Genomic DNA, 20,290 nt, shown 5'->3' on the forward strand with positions numbered 1-20,290 from the left:
CGTCCCGTGCGGCCGCTCGGCAGTGCCCTCCGACCGCGGGAAGAACTCGTACCACGACCCGTACAACGCCCGCTCCCGCTCCACCAGCAGCGGCAGCGTCTCGGACTCGGTGACCAGTTCCCGCAGCGGATGGCGGGCCAGCACCGCGTCCACCTCGGGGTCGAGCGCCGCCGCCAGCCGGGAGGCCGCCGGACGGTCCTCGTCGCGCAGGGCGTCGACCGCGGCGAGCAGGACGTCCCGCTTCGCCGGGGCGTCCGCGTCGGCCTCGGGCACCCCGGCGGCGGCGCGCTCGTACAGCCGGGCGCCCTCCTCCAGCACCAGCTCGGTGTCGATGCCCGCGGGGATCTTGATGCGCGCGTGGTGCCGCCAGGTGCTGACCGGGTCGCTCCAGGCCTCCACGGTGTACGTCCAGTGGCCCACCTCGTCCGGGGTGACGTCGGCGCCCCAGCGGTCGGTGCCGGGGGCCAGCTCGCGCATCGGCGTCCAGGGGCCGGGGCGGCCGTCCGGGCCGCGCAGCACGACGTTGGCGGCGACGGCGTCGTGCCCCTCGCGGAACACGGTGGCCGAGACCTGGAACGTCTCTCCGGTGACCGCCTTGGCCGGGCGGCGGCCGCGCTGGACGACCGGGCGGACGTCGAGGACGGGGATGCGCCCCACGGCCGTCCCGTCACCCGCGGAGGATCGCTCCGGGGCCGGCGGTCCGGCGGTGGCGGGACGCGCGGGGGGCGGTGCTGTGGTGCGAGGGGGTGTCGGGGGTGCTGACGAGTGGTGCGTGGCGGGCATGACCGCTCCTGTCCGCATCAACGAGGGTGGGCGGATGGATGTGGGGAGGTGGGTCCTGCGGCGTAGGTGCTGGGTGGTGCCGGTGGTACGGGGTGTGCCGGTGACCGGGCGCGCCGGGGCGCGGTCCGGCGGCCGGGTGCCGGGGTCGGGCACGTCGCACGGCGCGCTCTCGTCGTACGGCGTGCTCTGGTCGTACGGGGCGTACGGGGCGTACGGGCCGTACGACGTCGTACGGCCCGTACGACGTCGTACGAGTTGTACGGGTCGTACGGGTTCTGTACCGGAGGAGCCTTCCCACCCTATTCGGGTGAGCAATCCGGCACGTTGCTAACTGGTGGCGCGCAGGTATTCATGAAGTCGTGCCTCGTCCGCGGGGCAATTCCGACGAATGCGGTACTCGCCGGATTTCGTCCGGTGAAGCGGGGGTCCGGCCGGACACCTTGCCGCTCGTGGCCCTGGTGGCCGGCCTCTTTTCCATCGGCGCGGAGTCCTCTCGGTTGCGCGGTCGGAAACGCCGCGGCCGTGCCCGCGACGTACGGTGACACCGCCGCCGTACCGGAAGCCGTCCGGAGCCGTACCGGAACAGGCCGGGCGTCCCGTGTCGCTCGTGTGCCCCGTGCAGCCGGTGGACACTCCGGGGCGGACGGATCGGGGCCGGGCCATGGTCCGGGTTCCCCTCCTCGACTCGGTGCGTGGCGGACCGGCGCGCGGCGACCCGTACGGGACGAGCCCGTACGGGACGGATCCGTACGGGACGGCGGTGCCGGGTGTGTCACCCGCAGCCTCTCGTGCGGCGCGAAGTGTCACAAGGTGGCCCGTGGGGGTGTAATCGGCCATGAAGGGGCGCACTCGGGGGTTGCGGGGCGCCGGTCAGGGCGGCAGCGGGAGCCGGCCGGGCCGGGCCGGGTCCTCCCGCGCCGTCCGGCGCCGGCCGGTGCCGTCCGGCGTGGCGCGAAAAGATCCGTCGACGGCCGAAAGCACGGGCCCGGCGGCGGGGGCCTCCAGCAAGTCCGGTGCCGACGCCGGTACCGTCGTCAGAGACGTTGACGCACACTGCCGTGCGCCACTTCCTCACGCACGCCGAGGTGGAATGTGAAGGCGATCCGTCGATTCACTGTCCGACCCCTTCTCCCCGAACCCCTCCGGCCGCTCAGTGACCTGGCGCGCAATCTGCGCTGGTCATGGCACGCGGAAACCCGTGACCTCTTCCGGCAGGTCGACCCCGATCACTGGGCGTCCTCGGGCGGCGACCCGGTACGGCTGCTCGGTGCCGTGGACGCGGCCCGCCTGCGGGAACTGGCCGGGGACGACCGCTTCCTGGGCCGGCTGACCGCCGCCGCCGACGACCTGCACGCCTACCTGACGGGCGACCGCTGGTACCAGCAGCAGTCCGCGGGGCTGCCCGCCGCCGTCGCCTACTTCTCCCCGGAGTTCGGCGTCACGGCCGCCCTGCCCCAGTACTCCGGCGGCCTCGGCATCCTCGCCGGCGACCACCTCAAGGCCGCCAGCGACCTGGGCGTCCCCCTCATCGGGGTCGGGCTCCTCTACCGGCACGGCTACTTCCGCCAGACCCTCTCCCGCGACGGCTGGCAGCAGGAGCACTATCCCGTCCTCGACCCCAACGAGCTGCCGGTGACCCAGCTGAAGGAGGAGGACGGCACCCCCGCCCAGGTCTGGCTCGCCCTCCCCGGCGGAAAACGGCTGCACGCCAGGATCTGGCTGGCCCAGGTCGGCCGGGTGCCGCTGCTCATGCTCGACTCCGACACCGAGGACAACGACCCCGGCGAACGCGGGGTGACCGACCGGCTCTACGGCGGCGGCAGCGAGCACCGGCTGCTCCAGGAGATGCTGCTCGGCATAGGAGGTGTCCGCGCGGTCCGCGCGTACTGCCGGCTGACCGGGCACGCCCCGCCCGAGGTGTTCCACACCAACGAGGGGCACGCCGGGTTCCTCGGCCTGGAGCGGATCGCCGAGCTGTGCGACGGGGGGCTCGACTTCGACTCCGCCCTGGAGGCGGTCCGGGCCGGAACCGTCTTCACCACGCACACCCCCGTCCCGGCCGGCATCGACCGCTTCGACCGCGAACTCGTCGCCCGCCACTTCGGGCCCGGCGCGGAACTCCCCCGCGTCGACGTCGGCCGCGTCCTCGCCCTGGGCAGGGAGACCTACCCGGGCGGCGAGCCGAACCTCTTCAACATGGCCGTCATGGGCCTGCGCCTCGCCCAGCGCGCCAACGGCGTCTCCCTCCTGCACGGCCAGGTCAGCCGCGAGATGTTCGCCGGCCTGTGGCCCGGCTTCGACCCCGAGGAGGTGCCCATCACCTCCGTCACCAACGGCGTGCACGCCCCCACCTGGGTCGCGCCCGAGGTGCTGCGGCTGGGCGCCCGGCAGATCGGCGACCGGCGGGCCGAGGACGCGCTGAGCGTGGGCGGCTCCGACCGCTGGGACTCCGTCGCCGAGATCGCCGACGAGGAGATCTGGAACCTCCGCCGCGACCTGCGCGGACAGCTCGTCGCGGAGGTACGGGACCGGCTCCGCGCCTCCTGGCGGCAGCGCGGCGCGACCGCGGCCGAACTGGGCTGGATCGACGGCGTGCTCGACCCCGACGTCCTCACCATCGGGTTCGCCCGCCGCGTCCCGTCGTACAAGCGGCTCACGCTGATGCTGCGGGACCGCGACCGGCTGACGGAGCTGCTCCTGCACCCCGAGCGGCCGGTCCAGATCGTCGTGGCCGGCAAGGCGCACCCGGCGGACGACGGCGGCAAACGCCTCATCCAGGAACTGGTGCGCTTCGCCGACGACCCGCGCGTGCGCCACCGCATCGTCTTCCTCCCCGACTACGGCATGGGCATGGCGCAGAAGCTGTACCCCGGCTGCGACATCTGGCTGAACAACCCGCTGCGCCCGCTGGAGGCCTGCGGCACGTCCGGCATGAAGGCGGCCCTCAACGGCTGCCTCAACCTCTCCGTCCTGGACGGCTGGTGGGACGAGTGGTTCCGGCCCGACTTCGGCTGGGCCATCCCCACCGCCGACGGCTCGGGCCCCCACACCGACACCGACACCGACCACCGCGACGACATCGAGGCGGCGGCGCTGTACGACCTCCTGGAGCAGCGCGTCACCCCGCGCTTCTACGAGCGCGGCGCGGGCGGGCTGCCCGACCGCTGGATCGAGATGGTCCGCCAGACCCTCACCCACCTCGGCCCCAAGGTGCTGGCCGGCCGCATGGTCCGCGAGTACGTCGAACGGCTCTACGTCCCCGCCGCCCGGGCCCACCGGGCCCTGGACCCCGACGCGGCCCGCGACCTCGCCGCCTGGAAGGCGAAGGTGCGCGCCGCCTGGCCCGCGGTCACCGTCGACCACGTCGAGACCTCCGCGGTCACCCCGACCGCCGAACTCGGCACGACCCTCGCCCTGCGGGTCCGCCTGCGCCTCGGCGACCTCACCCCCGACGACGTCGAGGTCCAGGCCGTCTCCGGCCGCGTCGACGCGGAGGACCGCATCACGGACGCCACGGCCGTCCCCCTGAAACCCCTGGGCGGCCCCGACCCCGAGGGCAGCCGGCTCTACGAGGGTCCCCTCTCCCTCGACCGCACGGGCCCGTACGGCTACACGGTCCGCGTCCTCCCCGACCACCCGCTGCTCGCCTCGGGTGCGGAGCTGGGACTGGTGGCGGTGCCCTCGGAGGAACTGGTGGAGGGGGCGGGGGTGTTGATGCGGTAGGGGTTCCTGGTTCCTCGTCTCTTCGTCGCCGGGGTCCGGGGAGCCCCGGCGACGCCCGTCCGCCGCCGCTGCGGTTGCCGCCGCCGCTGCCGCTTCCTGGCGGCGGGGCGGGGCGGGGTGGGCCGCACTCCCGGAGGACCGCCCCGGACCGTTGGTACGCTCCGCGTCCACGGCGAGGCGGGGGGAGACGATCGTGACAGCAGGGCCGCCGCGCCTTCGGGGTCGCGGGTTCACGGGAACGCGTTCCGGTGTCCGCTCAGGTGTCCTCCACGGTGTCCTCTTCGGCGGGCCGGCCGCGGTGGTGTCCACCGTCGTGATCGGAAGGGCCTGGGCCGCTTGCGACATCGGCGGCGGCGCGGCGGCCAACGGCGCGGCCCTGCTGTTCCTGGCCCCCCTGACATGGATCGCCGCCGCGCTTCCGTGGGTGGTCCTGCACGCCACCCTCGGAAGACGTCACCCCGGGGCCGCCCTGGCCGTGGGGCTCGCCCTCACGCTCTGGTTCACCTGGTTCCTCGTCACCTGGCTCGGCCTGCCCGACTCCTACCCCGCCCCGGTGTGCCCGGACAACGTCCCGCCCTGGTGGCCGGGGTTCATTCCGACGTGACCGCGGCACGGGCACCGGCCCCTGCCGCTCCGCCCCGCTCCGGTCGCCGTTGCCGGGGTGTCCGTCGTGGGGATCCGTATGTGTCCTGTCCGGCCATGGAGGAAGCCTTCGTGCGCACACCCGCGACGGCACCGGGGTATCCCATCGAACCGCTCTGACGTGGTACGCCGTGGTACGTTCGAGGTATGACCGCAGACCCGAGTCAGTCCGAAGTCGTACCGCTCCGGGCGCTCAACCAGCCCAGCAGGATCGCGGAGCAGGTCGAAGCGGGGGCGACCCTGATCGTCACCCGGAACGGCCGGCCGATCATGGGCATCGTCCCGATAGAGCGTCTGGACGAGCCTGTCCATCAATTCCGCACCGATCCCATGGGGGACCTGGACATCCCCGATCTCGACCTGCCCGCTGTCACGGACGAGGAGATCGGCGCCACCCTGCGCGGCATGGGGGGCGGCCTCGATGACTAGCGTGCCGGTCGCCATCGCCGACACCAACGGCCTCTACCGCGTCCTCGCGAAGAAGGATCCGCGTCACGCCGAGCACGTCGCCGCGCTCGCCCGCGTCGGCCACTTGGTGATCTCGCCCCTCGTACTCGCCGAACTGGACTACCTCATCAGTGAGAAGAGTGGGAGTCGTGCGGCCGGTATCGCCCTCGACTTCATCGGCAAGCAGGCGGATCTCCAACGATTCGAGATTCCCGATGTCGGCCCCCATTTCCGGACGGCCGTCAGCGTGGCTCAGGCCTATCAGGATCTCGGCGGCGGCAAGGGGGTGGGTCTGACGGACGCCATGAACGCCGCCCTCGCCGCGGCCTACCGGACTGACGCCGTCCTCACCACGGACAAACACTTCCGCGTCGTACGCCCCCTGACCCGACACGACGTGTTTCGGCTCCTGCCCGACGATCTCGACGGCTGACGCGTCACGGGGGGTCTTCAGCGCCCGCGCGGCCCTGGGCGGTCCTTGAGGTTGTGGATCAGGCCTGCCAGCCGGGCGCCACCATGATGAGGGCGGCGATTGCGACCCTGGGCGGCGCCGGCTCTGTGAAGGCCCTCTTCTCGCAGACCGCACGGTCCCCCTGCGGCTGCGTGTTCTGTGCCCTCCCTGACCACTTCCTGACCGCCTCGGGCGTGTAACTAGGCCCGGTGGCGGTGTCGTTGGAGGTGTCGCTGCAGGGATCGGAGGTGTTCCTGAGGGAGGGGGATGTGAGGTGAAAACGGGTCCTGTGGCACTTGTGTTTGCTACGGGACCCGTTCCTTATCGCTTGGAGTCATACGGGGTGTTTGCGCATCGTGATGATCCCTTGACGCAATGTGAAGAGTGGGTTTTCAATGTGACCGATCTTTGAGGATCTTGTGACTTTGAGGGCGGGGGAACAGCGCCGGTGGGGCGGGGCTACAGACGTGCGTCAGGTCGGTTGAGACATGGGCGCCGCAGAGGGAACAGGGCTACTGCGACCGCGTTCGCCGTGCTGTTGGGAATCCTGGTGCTGCCCGTGCAGCAGGCGTCCGCGACGGAGTCCGATCCCGCGCCGTTGTCCGAGGGGCAGCAGGCTCTTGCGGACGCCAAGGAGTCCGGCCGACGGGTGGAGGTGACAGGAGAGCGCTCGGAGAGGACGACGGTTTACGCCAACCCCGACGGCTTCACGTTCACTTTGGAGGAGTCGGCCGTTCCCGTGCGGGTGGCTGCTCCGGGCGGTGGCTGGCAGGCTCCGGACGCGACCTTGGTGAAACGTTCCGACGGCTCGGTGGGGCCGAAGGCCGCAGCTGTGGAGGTCGAGTTCTCGGCGGGGGACGAGAAGGCGCCGTTGGCGCGCATCTCGGATGAGGGAAGGTCGCTTGAGCTCGACTGGCCGGGGGAGTTGCCTGCTCCGCAACTGGACGGGCCAAGCGCCTTATACGGCGACGTACTGCCAGGCGTCGATCTGAGGGTGACGGCGACCCCCGAGAGCTTCCAGCCCGTGTTCGTGGTCAAAACGCCTGAGGCCGCGGCGAACGACGAGTTGAAGAAGCTTACTTTCGGGCTCAGCGTCGAGGGGCTGGATCTGCACGAGGGGGCTTCCGGCAGCCTCACGGCCGTCGACGGCAACGGCCGTACGGTGTTCCGGTCGCCGCCCGCGCGGATGTGGGACTCGGCCGGTGAGGGCTCCGCGGCGCAACCGCAGTTGGTGACGGCGGACACGCCGGGTACCGCCGAGGCCGAGCCGTCCGACCCGTCGGAGAGCGCACCCTCGGGTTCCGGCCTGGAACCCGGGCAGGGCGACACGGTGGCCCGCATGGACGTGGCGGTCACCGAGAACTCCTTGTCCGTGATGCCGGACGCGGAGATGCTCACGAAGACCGAGGCGTCGGCGTTCCCCGTGTTCATCGACCCGACCGTGTCGTGGGGTGAGTCGGAGCGCACGCTGCTGCGCAGCGACGGCTACGAGTCCTACGGCTGGTCCAACGGCGACGACGACCAGGGCAAGGGCGCCGGCAAGTGCGGTACCTGGAACGGCTACTACTGCGGTCCGGGCTACGTGCAGAAGCTGTACTTCGAGTTCTCGCCGGCCAACCTCAAGGGCAAGAACATCCTGGACGCAACGTTCCGGGTGACCGAGCCCTGGGCGTTCCAGTGTGATCCCCGCTGGGTGGATCTGGTCCGCACGAACAACATCTCCTCCGCCACCACGTGGTCGTCGCGGCCGGCCGAGCTGGATCTGATGGTGGACGTCAACATTTCGGCTGGGCGGGGATCGCTGTGCGACCCGGATTCACCGGATGCGCCGGTCGAGTTCAACGACAGCGCTGCGGAGACGAACGAAAACCTCACTCCGACTGTGCGCAACTTCGCGGCGGGCAAGTTCTCCCGGCTGACTCTTGAGGTCAAAGCTCACGACGAGTCCGATCCCTCGGCGTGGAAGAGGTTCAAGAACGACGCCACCTTGGCGGTGAAGTATGTCGGACTGCCGGACACGCCGACGGAGGTCGGTATGGTTTCCGGCTCGTCCTACGTGTGCGCATCGAACTCCGCCGTCCCGAACATCGTTTCTGACCCGACACCACTGGTGCAGGGCAAGCCGCGCACGGCCAGCGGCGGTTCTGTCGGAGCCAGCCTGCGCATCCGCTGGCGCACCGAGAAGTACGACGGCACGACGTGGACGCTTGCCCACGCCGACCTCGACAGCCCGACCTCCGGATACGTCGGCAACCTGGTCAAGCAGTCCAAGAGCCTGCCCACACTGCAAGAAGGCGTCCTGTACCGGCTGAAGGCACTGACCCTGTCGTACTACGAGGACGGCACCAATCGGTTGAACTCCGGTTACAGCTCGCTTTGCTACTTCAAGGTCGACCCGACCGCGCCGAAGGCGCCCCAGGTGACCTTCGGAACGCCGTACACGGAGTGCCTCAGCAACGACTGTGTGGCACACGGCGGTCCTGGCGTACCGGGCACGTTCACCTTCAAGCCGGCGGCAGTGGACACCAACGTCGTCGCCTATCAGTACAAGTTCTCCACCGGCGTGGGTGGCAGCTCCACATGGTCGGCCGACCGGGCGGTGTCTTCGCCGACGTTCACGATCACCCCTGCACAGGCAGGCAAATACACCTTGTACGTCCGGGCCAAGGACAACGTCGGCACCGGTCGTTACGGCGCGGAAACGCCCGTCGAGTTCATGGTCGACGAGGGTCAGGACCCGGTAGGGCACTGGCGCTTCGACGAGGCCGACGGTGCGGCTGTGGACTCCGGGACCTGGGACGGTGCGGACGACGTGGCGCTGAACGGCGGCGCGACTCGCGACGACCGAGGACGCCGCGGACTGGTGACACACGACGACACCGGGACAGCGCTCGCGACGCCGGCGACGGACAAGGGCCTGAATCTCAACGGCACCACCGCCTACGCGGCGAGCGCTGGCACGGTCCTGGACACCTCGGCTTCTTACACCGTCTCCGCCTGGGTGCGTGTCGACGCCAGTGCCGCAGGCACCATGACGGTGCTCACCCAGACCCCTGAGAGCGGCAGTCCTTTCAGCCAGAAGTACATCCCCTTCGGGCTGTCGTACGCCGGCGGGGGTGACAACAAGTGGAGCATGAGCGTGCTGGCCGGTGACGGTGCGATCCGCAAGGCGAGCGCTCAGCAGGCCACGGCGCGCGACGTGTGGACCCACGTGGTCGGGGTGCACGACGCCGCGACGAAGAAGATCAGCCTCTACCTCAACGGCTGACTCCAGAGTTCCGTCGATGCGGGCACAGCGTGGAAGGCGACCGGTCCGCTGCAGATCGGACGCGGTATCTGGGCCGACGCCTACACCGACTACTTCAAGGGCTCGGCTGACGAGGTGTCGGTGTGGCAGCGGGACCTGTCCGCGATCGAGGTCGCAGAAGAGGCGAAGCTGGCGCAGTTCGACATGTACAACCATGTGGAGCTGGTCGCCGACTGGTCGGCGGACCGTGGCAGCGGCACCAGCGTCCCGGACACCACTTCCGGCTACGGGAAGTCACTGGCGCTGACCGGTGGGGCGTCGCTGGACGGAGAGTCGATCGTGCTGGACGGCGTCGACGACGCCTCCGCCGTAGCCGGGCCGATCGTCGACGACACCGGGTCGTTCACCGTGACGACGCTGGTGTCCGTGGACGGGGACGAACTCGTCGGCAAGCCCGCCGGGTACACCGGCCAGATAGTGGGCCAACGGGCGGCGGACGGGTCGGCATGGGGACTCTGGTACAAGCTGACCGGCCAGGACATCGTGCTCGACGACGACGGAGTGGAACACGCGGTGCCGGTCGGCAAGTGGCACTTCGGACGTCTGAACGCCGACGGTACCTTCTCGTCCGTGGTCTCCCGGGACAGTGCCCTGGTGGACGGCATGGTCCGGCTGACGGGCGTCTTCGACGCCCAGGACCGGGACGGCGCGATCAGCCTCTATGTGGGGGGCATCCCCAACGGGGACGCCGAGGTGTTCACGGCGAAGGCGGGTTCGGGCGACTTCGCCGTCGGCAAGGGCTTCACCAGCGGCGCCTGGCAGCACTATCTGCCCGGTGGTGTCGCGGAAGTGCGCGTGTGGGCCGGTGCGATGGGCGGCTTCGCACAGGTCGGGGACCTCGTGGGTGATTGACGGGTGCACAGGGGTGGGGCAGCTGCAGCCGCCCCACCCCCAGCCGCCGCGGAAGCGGCGATTCGCGGCGTTGGGCGAGCTCTTCATTACGGGACTGGGTGGGGACGAAAACGATGGTCTTTGGCATAGGCATCTCGAGACGACGTCACGGAGGTGCGCGGTACCGCGCCCGGCTGCTGGTGCAGTCGTTGAGTCTGGCGCTGGTGGTGCCGGTGGGTGTGGCCCAGGTGGCCGAGGCCGCAGGTGCCAAGGGCCCGGGACGGCCCGATGTTCCCGAGTCCCGGGTGAGCAAGGTCGAGGAGTTCGACGGCCCGGGCGCGAAGAAGGCCCGTGAGCAGGTCGCCCGGGAGAAGAAGGCCAACGCCGCTCAGGCGGCCAGGGCCCGCACGGAGCGGAAGGCCGTCTGGCCCGGAGGCGGCGCGGCGACCTTGACTCTCGCGGCGGGTAAGTCGAGAACCGTCGATCCGGGTGGTCTCGCGGTCACGATGACGCCGTCACCCGGCGCCGGGGCCGCAGCGGCCGGTACCGTCCGGGTGACGGCGCTGGACCAGACGGCGGCCCGCAAGGCGGGCGTCACGGGTGTGCTGCTGACGGCCGAGGCGGAATCCGCGGGGACCGCGGAAGTACGCGTCGACTACAGCGGCTTCGCCTCGGTCATCGGTGGAGGGTGGTCCCAGCGCCTGAGCGTGGTGCAGATGCCCACCTGTGCCCTGACGACCCCCCAGAAGCCGGAGTGCCGTACACAGAAACCGCTGCCTTCCGACAACGACACCGCCGACGAGTCGGTCTCGGCGAAGGTCGGTCTCGGCGGGGCCACGGCCGGCAAGACCGCTCAGCTGATGCGCGCAGCCGAGGGCGCCACGTCCGCCACGGTGCTTGCTGTCACGGCATCCAGCGCTGGTTCCGGGCAGTCGCCCAACGGCGCCGGGGATTTCTCGGCCACTCCACTCTCGGAGTCCTCCTCGTGGCAGGCCGGGGGCAGTTCGGGTTCCTTCACTTGGTCGTACGGCTTTACGGTGCCGCCCGCGGCGGCGGGCCCGGCGCCCGGACCGTCGTTGACGTACGACTCCGGCAGTGTCGACGGCCGTACCGCCACGACCAACAACCAGGGCTCGGCGGTCGGTGAGGGGTTCACGCTCACCGATTCCTACGTCGAACGCTCCTACGACTCCTGTGACGACGATGGTCACACGGACGTCTTCGACCAGTGCTGGAAGTACGACAACGCGCGCCTGGTCCTGAACGGCAAGGCCAGCCGGCTGGTCAAGGACGACGGCAGCGGCCAGTGGCGGCTGGAGAACGACGACGCCTCGAAGGTGACGCGTTCCTCGGGCGCGGACAACGGTGACGACAACGGTGAGTACTGGACCGTCACGACGGGTGACGGCACCAAGTACGTGTTCGGTCTGGACAAGCTGACGGGCGCGGACACGCAGCGCACCAACTCGGTCTGGACCGTGCCGGTGTTCGGTGACGACTCGGGAGAGCCGGGCTACGCGGCCGGTGACGCCTTCGCCGACCGGGCGCTGACCCAGGCGTGGCGGTGGAACCTCGACCACGTCGAGGACACCCGTGGCAACGCGGCCACGTACTGGTACACGAAGGAGTCGAACTACTACAAGAAGAACAAGGCGACAACCGCGAACGCCTCCTACACGCGCGGTGGCTACCTCACCCGGATCGAGTACGGCCTGCGCGCAGGCGCGCTGTTCACCGACAAGGCGGACGCCAAGGTCACCTTCTCCCACGCCGAGCGCTGCACCGCCTCGGACTGCTCCAGCCTGACGAAGGACACGGCCGACAACTGGCCGGACGTGCCGTTCGACGCGATCTGCTCCAGCGGCGACGACGAGTGCAACGCGGCCGGTCCGTCCTTCTTCTCCCGCAAGCGCCTGACCGGGATCGACACCTTCTCCTACAACGCCACCACATCCGCCTACGACGCTGTGGACTCCTGGGACCTGGTGCAGGACTACCTGGACGGCGGGGACATCGGCGACAGCTCCGACCAGGTGCTGACTCTGAAGTCGCTGAAGCGGACGGGCAAGGCGGGCGACACGAGCATCACCGCGAATCCGGTGTCGTTCACGTACCAGATGCGGCCCAACCGGGTGGATGCCACGGACAACATCCTGCCTCTCACCCGTCCCCGCGTCTCGACGATCACCTCGGAGACGGGTGCGATCACGACGGTGACGTTGTCGGGTGAGGAGTGTGTGCGCAGCGAGGTCCTGGGCGCGGCACCGGACAGCAACACCCGCTCGTGCTACCCGCAGTTCTGGAACATCAACGGGTCAGCGGACGCCTCGATCGACTGGTTCCACAAGTACCGCGTACTGGCCGTGACCGTCTCCGACCCGGCCGCTGCCAACGAAACGGTCGAGCACGCTTACTCCTACAGCGGCGCGGCCTGGCACTACAACGACGAGCCGTTCACGCCGGCCGACGAGCGGACCTGGTCCGACTGGCGGGGCTACCGCCAGGTGACGGCATGGACCGGTGCGACGGATGTCACCCGTTCCCGGACGGTCTCCCTGTACCTCCAGGGCATGCACGGTGACAAGAACAAGGACGGCACCACCAAGTCGGTCACCGTCTCCCCCCTCACGTCTCCGGCCCTCGGCGCCACCGCTCTCACCGACAGCGACGAGTATGCCGGTCAGCTGCGCGAGCAGGTCACCTACGACGGCTCCACGGCAATCTCGGCGACGGTGAACGACCCGTGGTCGAAGGAGACCGCCCACCAGACCGTGCCCGGCGCCGGTGATCACGTCGCCCGCTACGTGCGAACGGCGAAGACGCACGGCTACACGTACCTGACGGCGTCCCAGACGTGGCGTGAGCGGCAGACAGCAACGACCTTCGACAGCTACGGCATGCCGGTCACCTTCGAGGATTCCGGTCAGGTCGGCAAGGCCGACGACGAGACGTGCACGCGCACCTGGTACGCACGCAACGCCGATGCCGGCTTGACCAGCTTGGTCTCCCGCACCCGCACGGTCGCCCGCACCTGTGCGACGGCGGACACCTTGCTGGCCATGCCCGCGACCATGGACCCCGCCAATCCTGTTCGGGGAAACGTACTGGCAGACACCGCCACGGTCTACGACACCGCGAACGCCACCACCTGGTCGGCGACCCAGACACCCACCAAGGGCCAGGTGACCTGGACCGGCCGTGCCACCGGTTACGCCGTCACCGCCGACTCCGCCGGTGAACGTTTTCCCTCCGGCTGGCAGACCGTGGCCAGAACGACGTACGACACGCTAGGCCGTCCTCTGACCGTCACCAACACCAAGGACGAGACCGTCTCCACGGCCTACATCCCCGTGGACTCGGGCCCGCTGACCAGGATCGGCGTCACCGGTCCCGCTCCCAAGCTGTACAAGTCGTACCAGTACTTCGACCCAAGGCGTGGCCTGTCGACGCGGACCTTCGACATCAACTCGAAGAAGACCGAGAGCACCTATGACGCGCTCGGCCGCCTGACCGCCGTCTGGCAACCCGATCGGAACCGGGCAAACGGGGATGCGGCCAACGCGACCTTCGCCTACCACCTCGACAACACCAAGCCGTCCTGGGTGTCCACCTCAACGCTGAAGAACGACGGCAAGACCTACAACACCGGTTACGCCCTCTACGACTCGCTGCTCCGCCCGCTGCAGACCCAGTCCCCGACTCCGCAGGGTGGCCGTCTTCTGACGGACACGCGCTACGACACCCGTGGCCTGGCCTACGAGACGTACGCGGACATCTTTGACGGCACCAGCACTCCGAACGGCACCTACACCCGCGCCGAGTACGGCCAGACCCCTGCTCAATCGCAGACGGTGTTCGACGGAGCGGGTCGCTCCACGACCAGCACCCTGTACGTCTACGGTGTCAAGAAGTGGTCCACAACGACGAGCTACACCGGCGACTCCGTTGCGACGACCGCACTCGACGGTGCTTCGGCCGCGCGTACGATCACCGACGTACGCGGCCAGACGATAGAGAACCGCGAGTACACGGGTACGAGCCCGGCTGACACGTCCTTCGGTACCGGTCCCGGAGCCTCGTACACGTCCACGAAGTTCGCCTACGAGCCGGACGGCAAGCAGAAATCGATCACCGGCCCGGACGGAGCCGTCTGGTCGTACGTCTATGACCTGTTCGGCCGCCAGGCCAAAGCCACCGATCCGGACAGAGGCACCACGACCACCGCGTACGACGGCCTCGACCGGGCCGTCAAGGTCACGGACGCACGTGGCATCTCCCTCCTGACCAAGTACGACGAGCTGAGCCGCGTCACCGGCACATGGAAGAACTCCGAGACGGACGCCAACCAGCTCACCGGTTATACCTACGACACCCTTCTCAAGGGGCAGCCCTCCTCCTCCACCCGTTACGTCGGCGGCAAGACGGGCAGCTCCTACACGCAGGCAGTGACCGCGTACGACAACCTGAGCCGACCTCTCGGCACCGAACTCCAGTTGCCCCCCACTGACCCGTTCGTGACCGCGGGCCAGCCGTCCAAACTGGCTTTCCAGACGTCCTACAACGTCGACGGCACACTGCAGACGGCCACGGAACCGGCGCTCGGCAGGCTGCCGTCCGAACCCCTCCAGTACAGCTACGACGGCCTGGGCAACCCGACCGGGCTTGCCGGCAGCGCCGGGATGGGTTACCTGCGGGGCGTCGCCTACTCGGCCCTCACCCAGCCGCAGCAGTTGACCCTGGGCTTGGGTGGAGCCGGCAACAAGGACATCTTCATCACCAACACCTACGAGGAGGGCACCGGTCGCCTGAAGCGCAGCAACGTCAAGGACCAGACCCACTCGTACAACCTTCAGGACCTCGACTACACATACGACGAAGCCGGCAAGGTCACCGCGATCAGCGATTCGACCAGCCTGGGCGGCTCCAGCTCCACGGACACCCAGTGCTTCGCCTACGACGGCCACCAGCGTTTGATCGAAGCCTGGACGCCGTCCTCCCAGAAATGCGAGGACGCGCGCAGTGCCGTCGGCCTCTCGGGGCCAGGCCCGTACTGGACCAGCTACGGGTACAACGACGCGGGTCAGCGCACCAGCGAAACCGCCCACAAGACCGGCGGCGACACGAAGACCACCTACTGCTATATCAAGCCCACACAGCCCCACACGCTGACCGGAACCACCACCGGCACCGACTGCACCACCCCGCAGCGCTCCTACGGCTACGACGCCACCGGCAACACCACCAGCCGTCCCGGAGCGACCGTCGGCCAGACTCTCCTCTGGTCCGAGGAAGGCAAGCTCAGCAAGCTCACCGAGAACGGCCGCGCCACGGACTACCTCTACGACGCCGCCGGGAACCTGCTGATCCGCAGCACACAGAACGGCGAACGCGTGCTGTACGCCGGCGCCTCAGAACTCCACCTGCGCGCCGACGGCACCACATGGGCCCAGCGTTACTACTCGACAGGCGGCATCACAACAGCTTTCCGCTCCAACCAGTCAGGCACCAACAAGCTCACCTACCTCGCCGGCGACCACCACGGCACGTCCTCACTGGCAATCAACGCCGACGCGGCACAGGGCTTCACCAAGCGCTACACCACTCCCTTCGGCGCAGACCGCGGCACGCCGCTGTACGGCCCCTGGCCCGACGACAAGGGCTTCCTCGGCAAGACACGTGACACCACCACGGGGCTGACCCACGTCGGCGCCCGCGAATACGACCCGGTGATCGGCCAGTTCATCAGCGTTGACCCCATCCTGGCCGTCGACCAGCCCCAGTCCCTGAACGGCTACAGCTATGCCAACAACAATCCCGTCAACGGTAGCGATCCGACCGGACTCTGGTGCGACAGCTGCAATGACGGCTCAGGGTGGGATCGCCCCGACGGTGGTACCACGGGTGATCCCGATGGGGGGAAGAACTCTGACGGCACGGTGCGGGGCACACCACATGGTGGAGGCGGAAGCGGCGGGACAGCTCGTGCAAATGATGGTGGCAGCATCGTCACGGACCTTGGCAAGGGGCAGGCGCCTCCGCTCCAAGAGGATTTGAGCAAGGCTTACTTGGGGGGAGACGGGATCCCGAGTCTCGCGCAGATGCAGAGGCTCGGAACCTATATGCCGCACGCGAGCCTTGAACTCAACTACGAGCTCTACTTTCGCGAGCGTTGCACCTTCAGTCAGGGCACTGATATGACATGCAAGAACCTGCGTGACTACTACGGAGGTTGGAAGCACGTACAGGAAATTGAGTCAAAAGACACGTGCCCGATATGCGGAAACGTAGGATTCGGGATCATTCTCGAATTCGCGATAACGCGTGGTGGGAAGGTGTCCTGCTGGCCACCGAATAGCTTCCTTCCTGGAGAAGAAGTTCTTTTGGCGGATGGTTCGTCCAAAAGAATCGAAGATGTTGAGGTTGGTGAAAAAGTTCTGGCAACGGATCCGGAATCGGGAGAAACTGAAGAGCGTACTGTTACCGCCACTATTGTCTCGCGCGGAGACAAGAATCTCGTCAAGATAAGCATTGATGTCGATGGAAAGAGCGGAGACCGGACCGCGTCGGTGACAGCTACCGAGGGGCACCCGTTCTGGGCAGCCGAAGTGGGGGCGTGGATAGACGCCGGTGACCTGAGGCCAGGGCAGTGGCTCCGCACCAACGCCGACACGATGGTGCAAATCTCTGCGATCAAGCGCTGGACTCAGCAGGCGAGTGTCCACAACCTCAGTGTGGACAAAATTCACACCTACTATGTTCTGGCGGGGGTTACGCCAGTACTGGTTCATAACTGTAATAATCTCCCTGGTGACTCGGTAAGGTTCCCCGGGCAGGCTCATACTCTCGATGAACATGTGAATGTTTCGCGGCAGCAGGCAACTGCGCTGGCAGTCCGTAAGGGTGGGCCGAATGGTGTATTCTTTGACGCTCAAACGGCTCAGCAAGTGGTCGATTATGGGCTGGCCGGCAATGCAAAAAGGATCAATTCGTGGCTTAGGGGCTCGGAGCGACAGTTGACCATCAAGGGATCTTTTGGGGCGAACAACTCGATCGGCTGGGCTGCTCACCCTGATGGCAGGGTCACGCCGACCGGTAACCAATATACGATGGTGCTCCAACGGCAAAAAGGTCATGCGGGTGGGTACTTTGTTCTGACCGCATATCCGAGGTAGGTCAGCATGAATCGATTTACAGACGATAATTTCGGCCTGACGTGGTTGATGGACTCATTCCATGCAGACTGGTCAAATTATGCCGGATCGGAAGGGGAAGTGGTTGAGAATTCCCTGTGGGGTGGACTTGACCCCAGGCATGTCATGCTGCTGCGCCGGGATGCGGTAAGTCTTCTGGAGCAGCTCCCGGTGGCGTCTGTGGAGCAATTGTGGGAATCTGGTATTGAAGTTTCCGACTTCTTTGGTCGTCGCGTTCAGTCGGGAGACCAGTGGATGCGAATCATTATTGAAAGGTGTGACGAGTGGCTCTCTCAGGGTGAGGGTGCCTCACTTGGTGAGGCCGACCGGGAAGAGGGTTTCGTTCATTCCGGTGCGGTGTTGGGCGAACTGGGAAGATCAATCGAGATCCTGGGTTCCGATCTGGTCTCCGAACTTGAGAAATGCGCTCGTCGCTGTTCGCCTGATCTCGCATTCAGGTTTCTTTTGCAGGCTTTGGAACGTCGCGGCGAAAGGATTGCCAAGCCTCGATATGAGCGACTTGCGGAAATTGGTTCTAACCTTCGCTACGGTGAGTTTTTAGTTTCGAGGCTGGAGCACCTTGTGGCTTAGAGATAGTTTTCGCTCGATGTTTCATTCTAATATCAGGTGTTCTGCGGTCTTTTTCGGGTCACGCCAGGAGATGGTGTTCTCGTTGGTGAGACGGCGGGCCATGAGGCCGGTCATGGCGAGGTGGATCATGGCTTCGGAACGGGTGGGCAGGGTTTCGTAGTCGCGGGCCAAGCGCCGGTTTAGCATGAGCCAGCCGTAGGTCCGCTCCACCGCCCACCGTTTCGGGATCGGGGTGAATCCCCTGGTCCCGGCCTTGCGGGCGGTGATCTCCATGCCGATGCCGGGGGCGGCGGCATGCTCGACGAGGTGCCGGCGGTATCCGCCGTCGACCCACACTTTGCGGACCCGAGGGTGGTCGGCGGCCACCTGGTCCAGGAGTTGAGTGCCGGTCACGGAGTCCTGCACGCCGGCTGCGGTGATCAGCGCGGCAAGGAGAAGGCCGAGTGTGTCGGTGACGATGCTCCGCTTCTTGCCGACGCGATCTTCTTGCCGGCGTCGATGCCCTGGCTCGAGGCGGGGACGCTGGTGGAGGTCTTGACGCTCTGCTCGTCGATCACACATGCCGAAGGCTCGCCATTTCGGCCCTCCTTCTCACGCAGCAGCTGCCTGAGTGAGCCGTTGAGCCGGGCAAACACGCCCTCGTCGGCCCATTTGGCGAAGTAGTCGTAGACGGTGTTCCAGGGCGGGAAGTCATGCGGGAGACAGCACCACTGAACCCCGGTCCGGTCCACGTACAAGATCGCGTCCATGATGTCGCGCAGGTCGTGCTCGGGTGGCCGGTCGAAGTGCAGGGCTCTGCTGCGGCGCTCGAGCCGCCATGCGGCAAGCACCGGCTCGATCAACTCCCAGCGTGCACCGGACAGATCACTCGGATACGGGCGTCGTGTCGGTATGCTTCCGGCCTACTGCCGCGAACCGAATGCGCCCAGGCGCACAGCAGCGGCAGTGGAAGCACGCCACCACAGAGACCGGACATCCTGCGATGAGACAGGATCACCTCACTTTCCGTCCCATCCGCAACCTCACCCGCCCTGCAAACAGCAATAGCACCGACAGCCTCACCAGCATCAACCTTCCACGCCTCGAAAATCGTCTCATAGATGGGTGATGCAGGTGAAAACGACCTCTCATTGTCCGCGCAGCCCTGGCTGGTTCTTGAGGTCGGATATCAGGGCGTGTAGGCCGGGTGCCGTCGTGGTGAGGACGGTGTCCGGGGCGTCACTCTCGCGGAGGTGGACGGTTCCGGTGGGGGTGGCGGCGACGTGGACGCAGTTCGCGGCCTCGGCGCTGTACGTGGACTTCTGCCAGGTGAGTTCGGGCATGGCGGGGTTCCTCATAGGGTGCCGGCGATGTGGTGAATGAGGTCCCGGGACTTCGGCTCCGGGAGGGCGCGGGACTCCATGCGGTCCAGTACGGCACGGTAGCGGTCCAGCTGGGCCTCCGCGTCGAGGAATTCGCAACCGTGGTCGGTGTCCAGGACGACGGTGTCGAGTTGGGGGACGGGTCCGGTCGCGAGCGTGATCGGCTGGCCCGCAGCGGGGAAGCCCGTATGGCCGAACGGAATCACCAGGACCGTGATCGTGGGCTGTTCGCTCATCTCCAGGAGGTGGCTGAGCTGGGCACGAGCGATGTCCGTCCCTCCGAAGCCCATGTGCAGGGCCGCTTCGTGGACGATGGCCGTGTAGGGAGTGGGGGTGCCCTCGAAGAGGACGGCTTGCCGTTTCACCCGGTAGGAGACGCGGTGCTCGATCTCGTACGCGCGCAGGGACGGGACTGATTCGCGCATCGTGGCACGGGCGTGTTCAGCGGTCTGCAGCAGACCCGGCATGTGGACCGTCACGGCCACCCGCAAGGCCACGGCGTGGTGCTCCAGTTCGGCCAGGTCGAGCAGGCCGGAGGGCAATGTGTCCCGGTACTCGTCCCACCATCCCCGCTTACGGCCGCCGGTCATGGCGGCCAGGGAGTCGACGTAGGCCTCGTCCGCGCAGCTGTAGTGGTGCGCGAGAGTGCGCACACGGTCGGCGCTGACCGCGTAGCGGCCCGCCTCGATGTTGCTGATCCGGGCCTGTGGGCCGCCGAGGAGCGCGGCAGCGGCGGTCGACGTGAGTCCCGCGCGTTCACGGAGCTTGCGCAACTCGGCGCCCAGGCGCTGCTGGCGCAGGGTCACGGCGAGGTCGGGTGGCATGGTGGTTCGCTTCTCTGCTCGGTGTGGGCCTTCGACGTCACCCACGCGAGTGGCAATTGATAGATCTTCGCAGATTCAATGGAAGGTCTTACATTGACGACGCTACGTTGTGCAGCACAGGCCGCTCAACAGCCCCCGCC

At 67.7% G+C, this 20,290-nt stretch carries 9 protein-coding genes and 2 pseudogenes; 7 read left to right on the plus strand and 4 right to left on the minus strand.

Features of this window, described 5'->3' with window-relative positions; all coding sequences use genetic code 11:
• On the minus strand, positions 1 to 783 hold a 783-nt coding region (locus tag ACF09K_RS33760), incomplete at its 3' end, for a maltotransferase domain-containing protein (RefSeq protein WP_392249161.1).
• Positions 784 to 1,875: 1,092 nt separating this feature from the next.
• On the opposite strand from ACF09K_RS33760, the gene ACF09K_RS33765 reads away from it, so the two are divergent.
• The 7 genes and pseudogenes from ACF09K_RS33765 to ACF09K_RS33795 all read left to right on the plus strand — a co-directional run bounded on the left by ACF09K_RS33765 (position 1,876) and on the right by ACF09K_RS33795 (position 17,965).
• The gene (locus ACF09K_RS33765) at positions 1,876 to 4,506 is read left to right on the plus strand and encodes a glycosyltransferase family 1 protein (protein WP_392249162.1); all 2,631 of its coding nucleotides are present in this window, start codon (positions 1,876 to 1,878) and stop codon (positions 4,504 to 4,506) included.
• 313 nt (positions 4,507 to 4,819) lie between these two features.
• Entirely contained in the window at positions 4,820 to 5,110 is a 291-nt protein-coding gene (locus ACF09K_RS33770) for a hypothetical protein (RefSeq protein ID WP_392249163.1), read from the plus strand.
• 185 nt (positions 5,111 to 5,295) lie between these two features.
• On the plus strand, positions 5,296 to 5,577 hold the full coding sequence (locus tag ACF09K_RS33775) for a type II toxin-antitoxin system Phd/YefM family antitoxin (protein WP_392249164.1): 282 nt from the start codon (positions 5,296 to 5,298) through the stop codon (positions 5,575 to 5,577).
• Entirely contained in the window at positions 5,570 to 6,028 is a 459-nt protein-coding gene (locus ACF09K_RS33780; RefSeq protein WP_392249165.1) for a PIN domain-containing protein, read from the plus strand. Before ACF09K_RS33775 ends, ACF09K_RS33780 begins: the two co-directional genes overlap by 8 nt.
• 556 nt (positions 6,029 to 6,584) lie before the next feature.
• Positions 6,585 to 10,205, plus strand: a pseudogene (locus tag ACF09K_RS33785) (LamG-like jellyroll fold domain-containing protein).
• A gap of 113 nt (positions 10,206 to 10,318) precedes the next feature.
• Positions 10,319 to 17,356 carry an RHS repeat-associated core domain-containing protein gene (locus ACF09K_RS33790; protein ID WP_392249166.1) on the plus strand — a complete coding sequence of 2,346 codons (7,038 nt, stop codon included), beginning with the start codon at positions 10,319 to 10,321 and terminating at the stop codon, positions 17,354 to 17,356.
• 6 nt (positions 17,357 to 17,362) lie between these two features.
• Complete coding sequence (locus ACF09K_RS33795; RefSeq protein ID WP_392249167.1) at positions 17,363 to 17,965, plus strand: hypothetical protein; 603 nt, start codon at positions 17,363 to 17,365, stop codon at positions 17,963 to 17,965.
• Positions 17,966 to 17,986: 21 nt separating this feature from the next.
• Here the strand turns inward: ACF09K_RS33795 and ACF09K_RS33800 are convergent.
• The 3 genes and pseudogenes from ACF09K_RS33800 to ACF09K_RS33810 form a co-directional block, all read right to left on the minus strand.
• Positions 17,987 to 18,858 (minus strand): annotated as a pseudogene (locus tag ACF09K_RS33800) (IS5 family transposase).
• Between the two features lie 234 nt (positions 18,859 to 19,092).
• On the minus strand, positions 19,093 to 19,287 hold the full coding sequence (locus ACF09K_RS33805) for a DUF397 domain-containing protein (protein WP_392249168.1): 195 nt from the start codon (positions 19,285 to 19,287) through the stop codon (positions 19,093 to 19,095).
• An 11-nt stretch (positions 19,288 to 19,298) separates the two neighbouring features.
• Complete coding sequence (locus tag ACF09K_RS33810) at positions 19,299 to 20,150, minus strand: helix-turn-helix domain-containing protein (RefSeq protein WP_392249169.1); 852 nt, start codon at positions 20,148 to 20,150, stop codon at positions 19,299 to 19,301.
• Positions 20,151 to 20,290 lie beyond the last annotated feature (140 nt).

This window comes from Streptomyces sp. NPDC014882 (assembly GCF_043081325.1).
Classification (GTDB): domain Bacteria; phylum Actinomycetota; class Actinomycetes; order Streptomycetales; family Streptomycetaceae; genus Streptomyces.

Coding starts and splice junctions, on each gene's coding strand:
- ACF09K_RS33775 (WP_392249164.1), top strand. CDS start 5,296: ATGACCGCAGACCCGAGTCAGTCCGAAGTCGTACCGCTCCGGGCGCTC.
- ACF09K_RS33780 (WP_392249165.1), top strand. CDS start 5,570: ATGACTAGCGTGCCGGTCGCCATCGCCGACACCAACGGCCTCTACCGC.
- ACF09K_RS33790 (WP_392249166.1), top strand. CDS start 10,319: ATGGTCTTTGGCATAGGCATCTCGAGACGACGTCACGGAGGTGCGCGG.
- ACF09K_RS33795 (WP_392249167.1), top strand. CDS start 17,363: ATGAATCGATTTACAGACGATAATTTCGGCCTGACGTGGTTGATGGAC.
- ACF09K_RS33805 (WP_392249168.1), bottom strand. CDS start 19,287: ATGCCCGAACTCACCTGGCAGAAGTCCACGTACAGCGCCGAGGCCGCG.
- ACF09K_RS33810 (WP_392249169.1), bottom strand. CDS start 20,150: ATGCCACCCGACCTCGCCGTGACCCTGCGCCAGCAGCGCCTGGGCGCC.